Raw genomic sequence first — 14,016 nt, 5'->3', positions numbered from 1 at the left:
TGCCGTACCGGGTCCGGGGGGTGAGCTACGGGAGTTTCGCGTCCCGGCCCGACGGCGCTCCCTTCCCCGTCCCGGAGGTGATCGCCGGGGACATCGCCGCGATGGCGAGCAGCGGCGTGAACACCGTGCGCACGTACTCCGTGCCGCCGCCGGAGGTGCTCGACTGCGCGGCGGAACACGGCATGCACGTGCTGGTCGGCCTGCACTACGAGGACTGGCGATACGAGCGGGTGGCGTCTCGGGCCTCGACCCGCCGGGTCGCCGACCGCGCTCACGGGGCGATCGACGCGGCCCTGGACGCGGTCGGCGACCGACCCGAGGTCCTGGCGCTGTCGATAGGAAACGAGATACCCGTCGACGTCCTCCGGGTCCACGGCATCAGCCGGGTGGAAGGGGTCCTGGAGTCGCTGGTCTGCCGGATCCACGACGCTCGGCAGGACCTCCTCGTCACCTACGGCAACTTCCCGACGACCGAGTTCCTGACGATCGACAACCTGGACGTCGTCACCTTCAACGTCTTCCTCGAGGAGCCTGCAGCGCTCCGGCGCTACCTGCGGCACCTGCAGAGCGTGGCCGGGGACAAGCCGTTGCTCGTCGGTGAGCTGGGTCTCGCATCGGAGATCCACGGCGTCGACGCCCAGGCGCGCTCCCTCGAGTGGCAGCTCCGCACCGTCGACGAGGTCGGCTGTGCCGGCGCGACCGTCTTCTCGTGGACCGACGAGTGGGTGGTGGACGGTTCACCCGTCACCGGCTGGGGCTTCGGTGTCACCGACGAGCGCCGGCGACCGAAGCCGGCGAACGACGTGGTATCGGCCTGGGCCCGGCGCTCGGTCGCCGAGCTCCGCGACGAGTGGCCGACGATCAGCGTGGTCGTGTGCGCCTACAACGAGGAGGCGACGCTCGCCGAGTGCCTCGAGTCGCTCGAGGCCTGCTCCTACCCGGATCTCGACGTGGTCGTGTGCGACGACGGGTCCACCGACGCCACGGCGGAGATCGCCCGGCGCCATCCCTTCCGGCTGCTCGAGCTCGAGCACGGGGGGCTGAGCCGGGCGCGCAACGCCGGCCTGGCCGCGGCTCGCGGGGACGTCGTGGCCTACCTCGACGCGGACGCGGCCTGCCATCCGGAGTGGCCGTTCCACCTGGCGCTCTCCCTCGAGGACGAACGCATCGTGGCCACGGGCGGACCGAACCTCCCGGTCGACGACGCCGGTCTCGTCGAGCGCGCGGTGGCGCTGTCGCCCGGCTCGCCGATGGAGGTGCTGACCAGCCACGACAGGGCCGAGCACGTGCCCGGCTGCAACATGGCCTTCCGGCGGGAGGCCCTGCAGGCGATCGGCGGCTTCGATCCCGTCTACACGGCCGCGGGTGACGACGTGGACGTGTGCTGGAAGCTGCTCGACCGCGGATGGGAGATCGGCTTCGCTCCGGCAGCGCAGGTGAACCACCACCGTCGCGGCACGGTGAAGGGGTACCTGAAGCAGCAGCGCGGCTACGGCCGGGCGGAGCGACTGCTGTGGAGCCGGCACCGGCACCGGTTCAACCGCCTCGGCCAGGCCCGGTGGAGCGGGACGATCTACGGAGCCACCGGGGTGTTCCCCCGATTGCTGCGACCCGTCGTCTACCACGGGTACGCCGGCACGGCGCCCTTCCAGCCACGCACTCGCCGGCGGGACCAGGCGGTCGCCGTCTGGGGTGCGGCTCTGCTGCCCCTGGTCACCGCGGTGAGCCTGGTCGCGCTCCTCCTCGGGATCCTCCATCCGCTCGGTCTGGTCGTCGCGGCCACGGGCACGGTCGCCGTCCTCGGCTACGGCGCCGCCGTCGCCACGGCGGCGCGGCTCCCTCGCCACGAGCCCCGGCCGCTCGCCCTCCGCGTGCTCGTCGCCTGGCTCCACGTCCTCCAGCCGCTCGTGCGCGCGTGGGGTCGACTGCGTGGCGAGCGCCGCCCCGCGGACCCGTACGAGATCCCGGACTGGTACGGCGACCGCGAGTGGTGGTTGACCACGCTGAGCCGGGCCGGCGCGAGCGAGGGGTGCTCCGTCGTGTCCGCCGGCGAGACGGCCGAGCACGACCTCGAGTTGCGGCGCGGGCCGTTCTTCACCGCCCGGATCACCACGGCCGTCGTCTGGAGGTGGGAACCGAGGCACCGCGTCGCCGTCCGGCTCCGGACCGGGCCTGCCGTGGCCGCGGGGATCGCCCTCACCGTCGTGGCAGTCCATCTCCCCGCGGCGGCGGCCGCGTTCGCCACTGCCGCAGTGGCCGGGGGGCTCGCCGTCGACGCTCGGACGCTGCACACCGCGGTCACCCGGGCTCTGCGCTCGACCACCGCCCGGAGCGCGGCCGGAGGAGCGCAGCGGTCGGCACAGGACGAGCCCGAGCCTGCTGGGCGACCCGTGGAGGGGGCGGCCACGCCCGTCGGGCCACTCCCCGAGGAGCCGGTCGATGAAGAGCGCTGAACGCCACGTGGGGAGGCATCGAGCGCCTGGAGCCCGTCGGCAGGGGAGAGGGGCCGACCGGGGCACGTGGCGGCGGATCTACGCGGAGACCGCCGGGTACCGCATCGCCACCCTCGCTCTGCTGGTGATCGAGCTCCTCACCACTCCGCTGTTCCTGCTCTCGCCCATCCCGCTGGCGATCGCGGTGGACTCGGTGCTGAGCGACAAACCGCTGCCGGGTCCGGTGGACGCGGTCCTCCCGGACGGGGTGACCTCCACGCAGCTGCTGGTGTTCGCCGCAGCTCTCCAGATCGGCGTCGTGCTCCTGACCGACCTGCAGAGCCTGGGCCAGGCCTACCTCCGGACCCGGACCCACGAGAACCTGACGCTGCGCCTGCGCAGCCGCCTCTTCGCGCACGTCCAGCGGCTCTCCTTCGCCTTCCACGACCGCCGGGGCACCGCCGACTCCCTCTACCGGATCCAGTTCGACGCGCTGGCGCTCGGCGACATGCTGATCCACAACCTGCTCCCGCTCGTCTCGGCCGTGTTCACGCTCGTCTCGGTCTTCGTGGTCATCTTCGGGATCAACACCCAGGTCGCCCTCATCGCGCTGATCGCCACCCCCTTCCTCGCGCTGCTGTCCAATCGGTCCAAGAAGCGGATCCGGCCCCACTACAAGGAGTACAAGCGGCTGCAGAGCTCGGCGCTCGGCGTCGTCCACGAGGTGCTCGGCAACATCCGGGTCGTCAAGGCCTTCGGCCGGGAGGACAGCGAGCACCGCCGCTTCCTCCGCTGGGGCCGCGCCAGCGCCGGGAAGCAGGTGAGCATCGCGGTCCGGGTCGGCCTGCTCGACCTCGCCATCGACTTCATCACCGCCGCCGGGACCGGACTGGTCCTCTTCGTGGGTGCGCGGAGCGTGCTGGCCGGGTCCATCACGGTCGGTGCCCTCCTCATCGTCATGAACTACGTGGCTCGGCTCTACGCGCCCTTGAAGACGCTGACCAGGCGGGTGACCGGGATGCAGAACGCCTACGAGAGCCTGCAGCGGGCCTTCGAGCTGCTCGACAAGGAACCCGACGTGGCCGAGCGGTCGGACGCGCTGCCCGTGCAGCGCGCCAGGGGTCACGTCGAGTACGAGAAGGTGTCCTTCTCCTACGAGGACGGCTCGCCCGTGCTCGAGGACGTCTCGATCGACATCCCGCCGGGCACGCGTCTCGGGGTCGTCGGGCGAACCGGTGCCGGCAAGACCACCCTCGTCAGTCTGCTCATGCGGTTCTACGACGTGTCGTCGGGGACCATTCGGCTGGACGGGGTGGACGTGCGCGACCTCCGCATCGCGGACCTCCGCAACCAGTTCGCCATCGTCCAGCAGGAGCCGGTCCTCTTCTCCACCTCGATCGCCGACAACATCCGCTACGGCAGGCCGGATGCGACGGACGACGAGGTCCGGCAGGCCGCGGGCGCTGCTGGTATCGCGGAGTTCGTCGACGCTCTGCCGGACGGTTACGACACCGTGGTCGGAGAGCGCGGGCAGCGCCTGTCCGGCGGTGAGCGCCAGCGCATCGCACTCGCCCGGGCATTCCTCAGGGACGCCCCCATCCTGGTCCTCGACGAGCCGACGAGCGCGGTGGACGTCGAGACCGAGGCGTCGATCATGAGAGCGATGGAGAGCCTCGTGCAGGGGCGGACCACGTTCATGATCGCTCACCGGCTGAGCACGCTGGAGTCCTGTGACGTGATCCTCCGCGTCGAGCACGGTCGGTGCACTGTCGTGAAGCAGCGTGCCGATCACCCGTGGCCGGCACGTGGTGGGGCGGCGTCCACACCGGGGCTCTGCCCCGGACCGACCCCCTCGCCGGCCGACGCGCCGAGGACCTCGTCCGCGCGGGGTGAGGAAGCCCTGGCGTTGTGGGCGGGGCCGGGCGGCGGACTGCAGGCGACGCCCGTGAGGCGGAAGCACCGGAACGGGTCCGCGTTCCGTCTGCACCGGGAGGGGGACGACGGCGAGGCGGTGATCGCCAGGCTGCATCGAACGGAGAGGGTCCAGCGGGAGATCCGTCTGTACGAGCGCGTCATCCCCCACGACCTGACCGTGCGTTGCCTGGGATGGGCACCGTCGTCGCAGAAGCCGGGCCGCAGCTGGATCTTCCTCCAGGACGCCGGCGAACGCGGCCTGGAGTGGTCGAACCCCGAGCACCGGTTGCGGGCGGCGTCGTGGCTCGCCCGGCTGCACTCGGTGGAGGTCCCGACCCACGGTGCCCCGGACCTCGATCGACACACGCTCGACCGGCGGCTCCGCCACTGCCGCCGGGTCGCGTCCGAGTTCGAGGACATGTCGAGCGGCCCGCCGGGTTGGTCCAGGGAGCTCACCGTCGACCTGTTGCGGCGGTTCGAGGCGGTGGAGCGTCTCGTCCCGCCCGCCCTCGACCGCGCGACGAGCGCGCCGATCGTCCTGGCGCACGGCAACGTCAAAGACGCAGACCTGCGCCTGGTCGACGACCGGGTGATCGCGGTCGACTGGGGGACCCTCGCGCTGACGACCCCGGTCGCCGACCTCGCGGTGCTCTTCCCCATCCGAGGAGCGTTCCCGGACACGAGCCCCGCGGACCGGGAGACCGCGGAGCGGTACATGGCCGGCCTGGAGACCAGATGGCCGGGCCTGGACTTCGACACGCTGATGGACTGCGCCTCGGTCGGCACGTGGCTCAACCTCGTGCAGGCGCTCGACTGGCTGAAGCAGCGGTGGTGGTGGGATCCGGAACGGACGATCCCGACCGTCGGCGCCTACCTCGACCGGCTCGATGCCCTCGGCGAGCGTCTGGAGGCGGCGCGATGAGGAACGCCACGGCCTCCCGTCCCACGTTCGGCGCCGCCGCGGTCGAGAACTGGATCGCCCACGGTGGTTCGACGCCCACGTCGGTCGTACCGCTGCAGGAGGAACGGCGACGCTCCGTCTACCTGCTCGTCGGCGGGGCGCCGGACGGGCGCGACGTCGTCGCGAAGCGTTGCCCCCGGAGCGAGGCCGAACGCGAGCAGATCGTCTACGCGACGCTCACCTCCCACCGTCCCGGTCTGAGCGTCGAGCTCTACGGCGTCGCGGACGCCGACACCGACCGCACGTGGCTCTTCCTCCAAGCGGCGGCGGGGCGCCAGTTCCGCCTCGGCGACCGCCGCGATCGGGCGGTGGCCGGACGGTGGCTCGGCGAGCTGCACGTCGCCTGCGCCGACCTGCCCGGGGGGCCGTCGCTGCGTGACCGTGGCCCCGACCACTTCAGGGAGTACCTGGACGTGGTCCCGCAGCGGGCGACGCTCGCCTCGGCCAATCCCGAGCTCGACGCCGGCGACCGTCGCGACGTCGCCCGCACCGTGGAGGTCTGCGCCCGGGTCCGGTCGCAGTGGGACGAGGTCAGCGCGTTCTGCGCGACCATGCCACCGACCTTCGTGTTCGGGGACTTCAAGGACGACAACGTCCGGGTCGTCGACGGTGCGGGCGGCCCCACGCTGATCGGCTTCGACTGGAACGAGGCCGGTTGGGGCGTCCCCGCACTCGACGTGCTGACGTTCGAGGCCCACCGGACCGCTCCGCTGCTCTCCGAGTACCTGCCGATCGTCTCGGCGCGGTGGCCGGAGATGACCGCGGAGCGGATCCGTCTGCTCGGGGTCGTGGGTGAGATCTTCCGCTGCGGAGCCTCGATGCGGTGGGAGCTGCAGCGGCTGGAGTGGCCCTGGACGCAGACGGCGATGGCCCGGCTGCGGTATCACAACGACTGGATGGACCGCTGCATCCAAGCGGTCCAGTGGCTTCGATGACCACCGCTGCGCAGCCGACCAGGCTCCGGATCGCCCAGATCGCGCCGCTCTGGACGAGAGTGCCGCCGACGAGCTACGGCGGCGCGGAGCTGATGGTGCACTGGCTGAGCACGGCGCTCCTCGCCCAGGGGCACGAGGTGACCGTCTACGCCTCGCTGGACTCGGACACTCCGGGCACGCTCCACGGGGTCGTGCCCGAGAACCTGATCGACGCGATGCGAGCCGGACGCGCGTACGACTACGACGTCTATGCGCTCGGTCAGTTCGCGGCGGCCGCGCGCGACCTGGACCGCTTCGACGTCGTCCACTGCCACCTCGGTCCGAAGCTGATCCCCGTCGCCGCACTGCTGGACGAGCCGGTGGTGCACACCGTGCACGCCGGTCTCGACGGCCCGGACGAGCGGTGGCTCCTCGAGCAGTTCCCCGGGGCGCACGTCGCCGCGATCAGCGCGTCCCAGATCGCCCATGTGCCGCCCGACAGACGCGCTGCGATGCGGGTGATCCACCACGGGCTCGACTTCGCGGACTACGCGTTCACCCGCCAACCCCGCGAGCAGCTGGTCTTCCTCAGCCGCATGGGGCCACGGAAGGACCCGGTCGCCGCGGTGCGGGTCGCGCGGCAGATCGGCATGCCGATCGTCCTGGCGGGTGCCCCGCAGGAGCGGCACGAGCGGGACTACTTCGAGCACGAGGTCCGACCGCTCGTGGACGGGCGCGACGTCGTCTACGCGGGGCCGGTCTCCCACGCGGAGAAGGTCCGGCTGCTCGGGGAGTCGGCCGCCCTCGTCTTCCCCATCGACTGGTCGGAGCACTTCGGGATCGTCATGGTCGAGGCCATGGCGTGCGGGACCCCGGTCGTGGCCCGGGGCCGCGGGTCGGTCCCCGAGGTCGTGGACCGCGGCGTGACCGGTTACCACGCCGAGGACGTCGAGGACCTGCCGGCGCTGGTCGAGCGGGCCATCGCCCTCGATCGGCACGTGGTCCGCAGGCACGCGGAGAAGCGGTTCAGCCACCACGAGATGGCGCGCGCGTACGTGTCGTTCTACGAGTTCGCCCGGGGAGTGACGCCGTGACCCGGCTGATGCGGTCCGACTACCCGCCGGCCGACAAGGGGCTCGTCGTGGTGTGGGGGCTGCTCGCCCACTCCCCGTTCGGGGGCATGACCTGGCAGGTGCTCCACCACCTGGTGGGGCTGCGCCGGCTCGGCTTCGACGTCTGGTACGTCGAGGACTCCGACCGCTACCCGTACGCGCTCGGCGGGGGCGACCGCACCGTCGACGTCGGCCCGAACGTCGAGTTCATGCACCGGCACCTCGCCGCCGTCGGCCTCGGCGACCGGTGGGTCTTCCGCTCGCCGACGGAGCCGGACGAGACGGCGGGCGCCCTCGACGTCGACGGACTGCAGCGCCTCTACCGCGACGCCGACGCGGTGCTGAACCTCTGCGGCGCGCAGGAGCTGCTCCCGCGCCACGACGTGATCGACTGCCTGGTGTACCTGGAGACGGATCCCGTCGTGAGTCAGGTCGGTGTCGCGCAGCGCGAGCGCAACTGGATCCAGTGGCTGGACCGGTACCAGCACCACTTCACCTACGCCACCAACCTCGGCGGACCCGGGTGGTCGGTCCCGCTCCCACGCTACGACTGGGTGCCGACCGTGCCGCCCGTGGTGACCGACTGGTGGACCACCGACACGCGCCCCGACCAGGGTGCGGCCCTCACCACGATCCTCCAGTGGAGCAGCGTGGGGCACGACGTCCAGTGGAGGGACGAGTGCTGGCGGTGGCGCAAGGACGTCGAACTCGTCCGGTACCTCGACCTCCCCGCCTCGGTGCCGGTCCCCGTCGAGGCGGCGATCCGCGTGGGCGAACGGGAGCGGGCGGCCGCGCAGGTGGTCGCTGCGCACGGCTGGCGCACCCGGCCGGCGGAGCGGCTCGACGACCCCTTCGCCTACCGGCGGTACATCCGTGGCTCGCTCGGGGAGTTCTCGGTGGCCAAGCACCAGTACGTGGCCTCGCGCAGCGGCTGGTTCAGTGACCGGACCGTCTGCTATCTCGCCGCCGGTCGGCCGGTGGTGGTCCAGGACACCGGATTCCGGAGTGCTGCGGGTCGTCCTCAGCGCGGACTGCACGTCTTCTGCTCCCTCGACGAGGCGTCGGCGTCGATCCACGCCGTCGCAGGCGACTACGAGCGGGAGTCGGAGACGGCGAGGGCCATCGCGCACGACGTCTTCGAGGCCGAGCGCGTCCTGGGATCCCTGATGGCCACGGTCGGTCTGGTGTAGCGGGGCGACGCCGTGGATGCGACCTCTCGACTCCGCATCGTCGTGACCGGGTTGCTCGCGCAGTACCCGCTCGGCGGGCTCGCGTGGGACTACCTGCAGTACCCGGTCGGCTTCCACCGGCTCGGCCACGACGTCTACTACGTCGAGGACACGGGGCAGTGGCCGTTCAACCCCGGGGAGGGCGGGGTGTCGAAGGGCTGCGACGACAACGTGCGCCACCTGTCGACGCTCATGCGGCGCTTCGGGCTCGAGGACAGGTGGGCGTACTGCTTCCCGTGGCGCGACCAGTGGTTCGGCATGCCCGACGATCGCCGGGCCGACGTCCTCGCCACGGCCGACGTCGTCGTCAACGTCTCGGGGGTCTGGCGCGACCCGGTGAGCCTCCGCGAGCAGACGGACGCGCGCCTCGTGTTCATCGACTCGGACCCCGTCTTCACCCAGGTCAAGCTGGCGCGCGGCCAGGCCGACTTCCGGCGGGCGGTCGACGCCCACGACGTCCACTTCAGCTTCGGGGAGGCCCACTCCGACCGCGTCCCCACGACTGGTCACACGTGGCTCCCCACCCGGCAGCCCGTGCTCCTCGACGAGTGGCGGCCGGACCGTCCGCACGGCGACCGGTTCACGACGGTCATGAACTGGACCAGTTACAACCCCGTCGAGTTCGAGGGTGTGCGCTACGGGCAGAAGGACGTCGAGTTCCGCCGGTTCCTCGACCTGCCGTCCGCCGTCGACCCGATCCGGATCGAGATCGCGATGAGCCCGGGCAGGAACGCGCAGGCTCCGCTCGGCCTCCTCCGGCGGCGCGGATGGACGATCGTCGATCCGGCGGAGACCTGCCCCGACCTGGACTCCTACCGCCGTTACGTCGTGGCGTCACGCGGCGAGTGGAGCGTGGCCAAGCACGGCTACGTCACCGGCGCGCCGGGCTGGTTCAGCTGCCGCTCGGCCTGCTACCTGGCGGCAGGCCGCCCTGTCGTCGTCCAGGACACGGGATTCGGGTCGGTGATCCCGACCGGCGAGGGAGTCCTCGCGTTCACCACGCCCGAGGAGGCGGCCGATGGTCTCCGCGCCCTCGACGGCGACCTGCCGCGGCACGCACGCGCCGCGCGGGAGATCGCCGCGGAGTACTTCGACGCCGTCCGCGTCCTCGACGCTCTCCTGACCAGGATCCCCGGCACGGCCGCCCAGCCGGCGCCCCCGGATGCGGCGGCGGGGAGGTGAGCACGACGGTGTGTGATCCCGGCGAGCACGAGGTGCTCGCGGCGGTGGCCCGGACCGTCCCGCTGTTCGTGCCCGCGGCGGTCCAGCGGTTCAGCGCCCGGCGTGGCAAGGCCGACGTCTACCGGGTGGACGAGATCGGCGGGGACGGGGCGCTCGTCCTCAAGCGGGACGACCGCCGGGTGTGCGCGGTGGAGGAACGGGTGTACCGCGACGTCCTGGCCCGGTTGCCGGTGCCGGCGATCCGCTGCTACGGCACCGTGCCCTCGGACGACCCCACCAGGGCGTGGTTGGTCATGGACCACGCGGCCGGCGTTCCCTTCGACCACGACTCGTCCGTGCACACGACCGGCCTGGCCCGCTGGCTCGGCGCGGTGCACAGCGGTGCGGTCCGGGTGGCCGAGCCCGCAGACTTCCCCGACCACGGCCCGGAGTACTGGCGTGACGTGATCACGGAGGCGCAGCTCACCGTGCAGACCGGCGTCGAGAACCCGGCGGTTCCGAAGCCGGGCCGCACCGCCCTGGTGTCGCTCGCAGAGGTCCTCGAGCGGGTCCTCGGCACGTGGTCGGACGCCGAGGAACGCATGGCGACGGTCCCGCGCACGCTGACGCACGGCGACCTCGTCCCGCAGAACCTGCAGATGAACGGTGACGAACCCGGCCAGCACCCCTGGGTCCACGACTGGGGCGCGGCCGGATGGGGATGCCCGATGATCGACCTGCTGCGGGTGAACATCGCGAGCTACGTCGCGTCGCTCGGTCCGGACTGGCCGCCGCTGTCGCCGTCCGCCGCGCGTGCCCTCCGCGCACTCGGCAGCGTCTGCTGGACGGCCTGGGTGCTCATCGAGGAGCGGGAGAGCCTCGCATCTGCGTGGCCGGACCGCGCCGCGGCCAAGGTGCCCGGCTACCTGCTCGGGCTGGCCAGGCACGGAGCCCTGGCCGGAGGCGACGCAGGGGAGCGCTCGTGACGGCAGCCGACGCGGGTCCTCCGGTTCGGGAAGCCCTGGACGTGGTCCGGACGGTCGCGCCCGAGTTCGTCCCGGTGGCCTGCGTGCGACTCAAGCACGGCAAGTCGGACGTCGTCGAGGTCCGCGGCAGGGGAGCGCGACCGTCGCTCGTGGCCAAGTGCGCGCAAGCGGACACGATCGCGGTCGAGCACCGCGTGCTCGGCTGGCTGGAGGCCGCGCCGTTCCCCTCGGTGCACACGTTCGGCACCGCCCCGGCGCGCGCGGCAGGTCGCGCCTGGCTGGTGTCGGAGTACGCCGCGGGCGTGCCCTACGACGCGCGTTCCGCGGTCCACCGTCGCGTCGCAGGGGCGTGGATGGGGGAGTTCCACACCTGGTCCGGTTCCGTCGTGCCGCCCGACCTCCCCTCCCGGGACCTGGCCTACCACCGGGCGGTCGTCAGCGAGGCCTGCGCGACGCTCGCGGACGCGCTCGACACGGGAGAGGGGCTCACACGGCCCCACAGGACGACGATCTCCCGGCTCGAAGCCGTCGGTCGGGATGTCCTCGCTCGCTGGAGCGATGTCCAGGAACTCCTCGACGAGCTCCCGGCGACCCTCGTGCACTCGGGGATCGCGGGCAAGAACGTGCGGATGGCCATGCGGGGGGACGGCCCCGCGGTGCTCGCGTTCGACTGGGAGCAGGCGGGCTGGGGTTGCCCGGCCGCCGACCTGTCGATGGTGGACCTCCACAGCTACACGGCGCGCGTGCGACGGGCGGGCCTCGACCTGGCCGAACCCCGGCTCGTCGGCGCGGTCGGCGAGGTGCTCTGGTGCTTCGCCGGCATCTCCGGAGAACGGCTGAACCTCATCGGTTCCTGGCCGCACCGGGCCGTCGGGAAGCTGGAGTTCTACCTCGACCGGATCGAGGCGGGCGTGGCGGTCGTCGACGCGGGGAGGCGGCCGTGACGGACGACTGGGGCCCGGCCCTCGCCGCCTGGCACACCCTGCCGGGCACCCGGGCGGTGCTGGAGCGGGCCGAGCCGGTCCAACGGCAGAAGCGCAAGGCTGAGGTCTGGAGGCTGTCGGGGACGACCGCGGACGTGCGCGTGTTCGCGAAGCGGTGCCGGCGGCACGAGGCCGACAGGGAGGAGCTCGTCTACACCGGCGTGCTGCCGCGGACCGGGATGGGAACGGCGCGGTACCTCGGTCGCGCGGACGCCGGTGACGGCCGGACGGCGTGGGTCTTCGTGGAGGAGGTCGTCGGCGCCGTCTACGACGCCCGTGTGCCGTGGCACCGCGACCTCGCCGCGGACTGGCTGTCAGCGCTGCACGCCGCGGCACGTGCCTGTCCGGCCCCCGACGGCCTCCCCGACGTCGGGCCACGTCGCTACCGGGCGATGCTGGACGATCTCGTCCACCTGCTCCCGGCCGCCGCGGGCAATCCGGAACTCGGTCCCGACGACCTCGAGGTGCTCGAGCGGACGGCTGACTGCTGCCACGAGCTGTCGGACCTGTGGCCACGGCTCGTGCTGGCCGTGGAGGAGTTCCCGCGGACGCTCGTGCACGGGAGCTTCAGTCAGCGCAACATGCTGATCGCGACGAGGCACGGGCGGCCGGTGCTGCACGTCTTCGACTGGGGCGCGGCGGGATGGGGCGTTCCTGCTCGCGATCTCGGGAAGCTCGTCGAGGCGAAGATCGCGGGACCGGAGTCGAGGTACTGGCGGAGGTTCCCCGAAGTGGCCCGGGCCGACCGTGCACTCCTCCTCGCGGCAGGACGCCTCTTCCGCGCCATCGAGCACCTGGGGTGGGTGGCACCGAGGCTCAGCCGTTCCTGGGTGGAGGAACCGATGCGCACGGCGACGGCCCATGCGGACCGACTCGTCGCCACCTCCGCTGTGCTCAGACGGCTGCTGTCGTGACCGAGCCGATCCGTTCCGGGAGGACTCCGCCCAGGCGCGCCGTCGTCACCGGTGGGGCCGGTTTCATCGGGTCCCACCTCGCCGACGCCCTCGTCCGCGCCGGCGAGGCCGTCCTGGTCGTGGACGACCTCAGTACGGGCAGGCCGGAGAGCCTCCAGGACGTGCTCGCAGCCGGCGCGGACGTCGCGCGGCTGGACCTCCGCGACGGTGCGGCGCTGGAGGAGACCTTCGTCCGCTTCCGTCCCGACGTCGTGTTCCACCTCGCTGCGCAGATGGACGTCCGCGTGTCCATGGTGGAGACCGCGAGGGACGCCGAGATCAACGTCGTCGGCTCGATCAACGTCTTCACGGCGGCCGCGGCCAGGGGCGTCACCCGAGTCGTGAACACGTCGACGGGCGGAGCGATCTACGGGGAGGCGGCGGTCGTCCCCACTCCCGAGACCGGACCGACGGTTCCCCTGTCCGCCTACGGCCTGAGCAAACGGACCGGCGAGCTGTACCCGGACTGGTACCGGCGGGTGAAGGACCTCGACGTCATCTCGCTCCGGTACGGCAACGTCTACGGTCCTCGTCAGGACCCCTCCGGAGACGCTGGCGTCGTCTTCTGCGCGCGGTTGCTCGAGGGGCGATCCCCGATCGTCTTCGGGGACGGGGAACAGACCCGCGACCACGTCTACGTCGACGACATCGTCGCGGCGAACGTGGCCGCCGCACAGGCGCGGGACCTGCGGCACGCGGTCTACAACATCGGGACAGGCCGGGAGATCAGCGTTCTGCAGCTGATCGAGGCGGTGGCCGTGGCCGCCGGGAAGGACCCGGCGACCCTCGTGCCCGGAGATGCGGCCGGCCCGGCCGGGGGAGGTCCGGCGGAACTGCCTGGAGGTCACCCGAGCTCGGAGCGAGCTGGGCCTCCCCGAGCCGACGTCCCCCGCCGACGGCTTGCGACGCACGCTCGACTGGATGACCAGCTCGGTCCCGGTGGAGTAGCGGTGCAGTGACGTCTCCCGGGTCAGTGAGGCCAGTGCGTCCGAGCGTCCCGCGTGCCGTTCCTCGGACCGGCAGCTCGCCGGAGCGCTGTGTGACCGGGCCTGGCGGTGGATGACACCCGACCGGGTGGAGTTCCGCGGCGTCATCCACACAGCGTTCGTCCAGCGCCCCACGGACGGTCGAGCTCTCCTACAGTCCACCGTCCCGGGATCCGGAACTGGACAGGGCCGATGGGGGTGCGGTGCCGACTGCGGCGAGTGCGCTGGACGTCGTCGACGGCGAGGTGCGCGAGCTCATCCGGCGCCGCGGGCTCGACCCGTTCAGCGACCCCGCGCCGGTCCGGGTGCTGGTGCGGGACGTCGTCGCCGACTACTCCGAGCGGTCGCTGTCCTCGGCGCTGCCGCCGATCGGTGACCCCGAGTC

Annotated in this window: 10 protein-coding genes and 1 pseudogene; all 11 read left to right on the top strand. The window is 72.3% G+C overall.

All coding sequences use genetic code 11. From position 1 onward, the window contains the following. Window positions 1-20 precede the first annotated feature (20 nt). Window positions 21-2,453 (top strand): glycosyltransferase, encoded by a 2,433-nt coding sequence (locus tag ACI79L_RS13715; protein WP_456937326.1) that lies wholly within the window; start codon window positions 21-23, stop codon window positions 2,451-2,453. 184 nt (window positions 2,454-2,637) lie between these two features. Further along, the gene (locus ACI79L_RS13710; protein WP_456937325.1) at window positions 2,638-5,268 is read left to right on the top strand and encodes an ABC transporter transmembrane domain-containing protein; all 2,631 of its coding nucleotides are present in this window, start codon (window positions 2,638-2,640) and stop codon (window positions 5,266-5,268) included. Next, window positions 5,265-6,242 carry a phosphotransferase gene (locus ACI79L_RS13705; RefSeq protein ID WP_456937324.1) on the top strand — a complete coding sequence of 326 codons (978 nt, stop codon included), beginning with the start codon at window positions 5,265-5,267 and terminating at the stop codon, window positions 6,240-6,242. Before ACI79L_RS13710 ends, ACI79L_RS13705 begins: the two co-directional genes overlap by 4 nt. Further along, window positions 6,239-7,315, top strand: a complete 1,077-nt coding sequence (locus tag ACI79L_RS13700) for a glycosyltransferase family 4 protein (protein WP_456937323.1) — start codon at window positions 6,239-6,241, stop codon at window positions 7,313-7,315. Before ACI79L_RS13705 ends, ACI79L_RS13700 begins: the two co-directional genes overlap by 4 nt. Beyond that, window positions 7,312-8,523 (top strand): hypothetical protein, encoded by a 1,212-nt coding sequence (locus ACI79L_RS13695; RefSeq protein WP_456937322.1) that lies wholly within the window; start codon window positions 7,312-7,314, stop codon window positions 8,521-8,523. Before ACI79L_RS13700 ends, ACI79L_RS13695 begins: the two co-directional genes overlap by 4 nt. Before the next feature lie 42 nt (window positions 8,524-8,565). Further along, on the top strand, window positions 8,566-9,744 hold the full coding sequence (locus ACI79L_RS13690) for a hypothetical protein (RefSeq protein WP_456937321.1): 1,179 nt from the start codon (window positions 8,566-8,568) through the stop codon (window positions 9,742-9,744). A gap of 8 nt (window positions 9,745-9,752) precedes the next feature. After that, entirely contained in the window at window positions 9,753-10,709 is a 957-nt protein-coding gene (locus tag ACI79L_RS13685) for an aminoglycoside phosphotransferase family protein (RefSeq protein WP_456937320.1), read from the top strand. Further along, a complete protein-coding gene (locus ACI79L_RS13680) occupies window positions 10,613-11,653 on the top strand; it encodes a phosphotransferase (RefSeq protein WP_456937319.1) in 1,041 nt (346 codons plus the stop codon). The genes ACI79L_RS13685 and ACI79L_RS13680 overlap by 97 nt, the downstream gene beginning before the upstream one ends. 56 nt (window positions 11,654-11,709) lie before the next feature. Further along, entirely contained in the window at window positions 11,710-12,606 is an 897-nt protein-coding gene (locus ACI79L_RS13675) for a phosphotransferase family protein (protein ID WP_456937318.1), read from the top strand. After that, complete coding sequence (locus ACI79L_RS13670) at window positions 12,603-13,604, top strand: NAD-dependent epimerase/dehydratase family protein (protein WP_456937317.1); 1,002 nt, start codon at window positions 12,603-12,605, stop codon at window positions 13,602-13,604. The genes ACI79L_RS13675 and ACI79L_RS13670 overlap by 4 nt, the downstream gene beginning before the upstream one ends. A gap of 230 nt (window positions 13,605-13,834) precedes the next feature. Then, window positions 13,835-14,016: pseudogene (locus ACI79L_RS13665) on the top strand (CpaF family protein); the annotation flags it as partial.

The organism is Geodermatophilus sp. SYSU D00684, from assembly GCF_054050455.1.
This window is presented reverse-complemented; position numbering and strand designations above follow the sequence as displayed.

Excerpts from the sequence above, each read along its gene's own strand:
- ACI79L_RS13705 (WP_456937324.1), top strand. The coding sequence starts at position 5,265 with ATGAGGAACGCCACGGCCTCCCGTCCCACGTTCGGCGCCGCCGCGGTC.
- ACI79L_RS13700 (WP_456937323.1), top strand. The coding sequence starts at position 6,239 with ATGACCACCGCTGCGCAGCCGACCAGGCTCCGGATCGCCCAGATCGCG.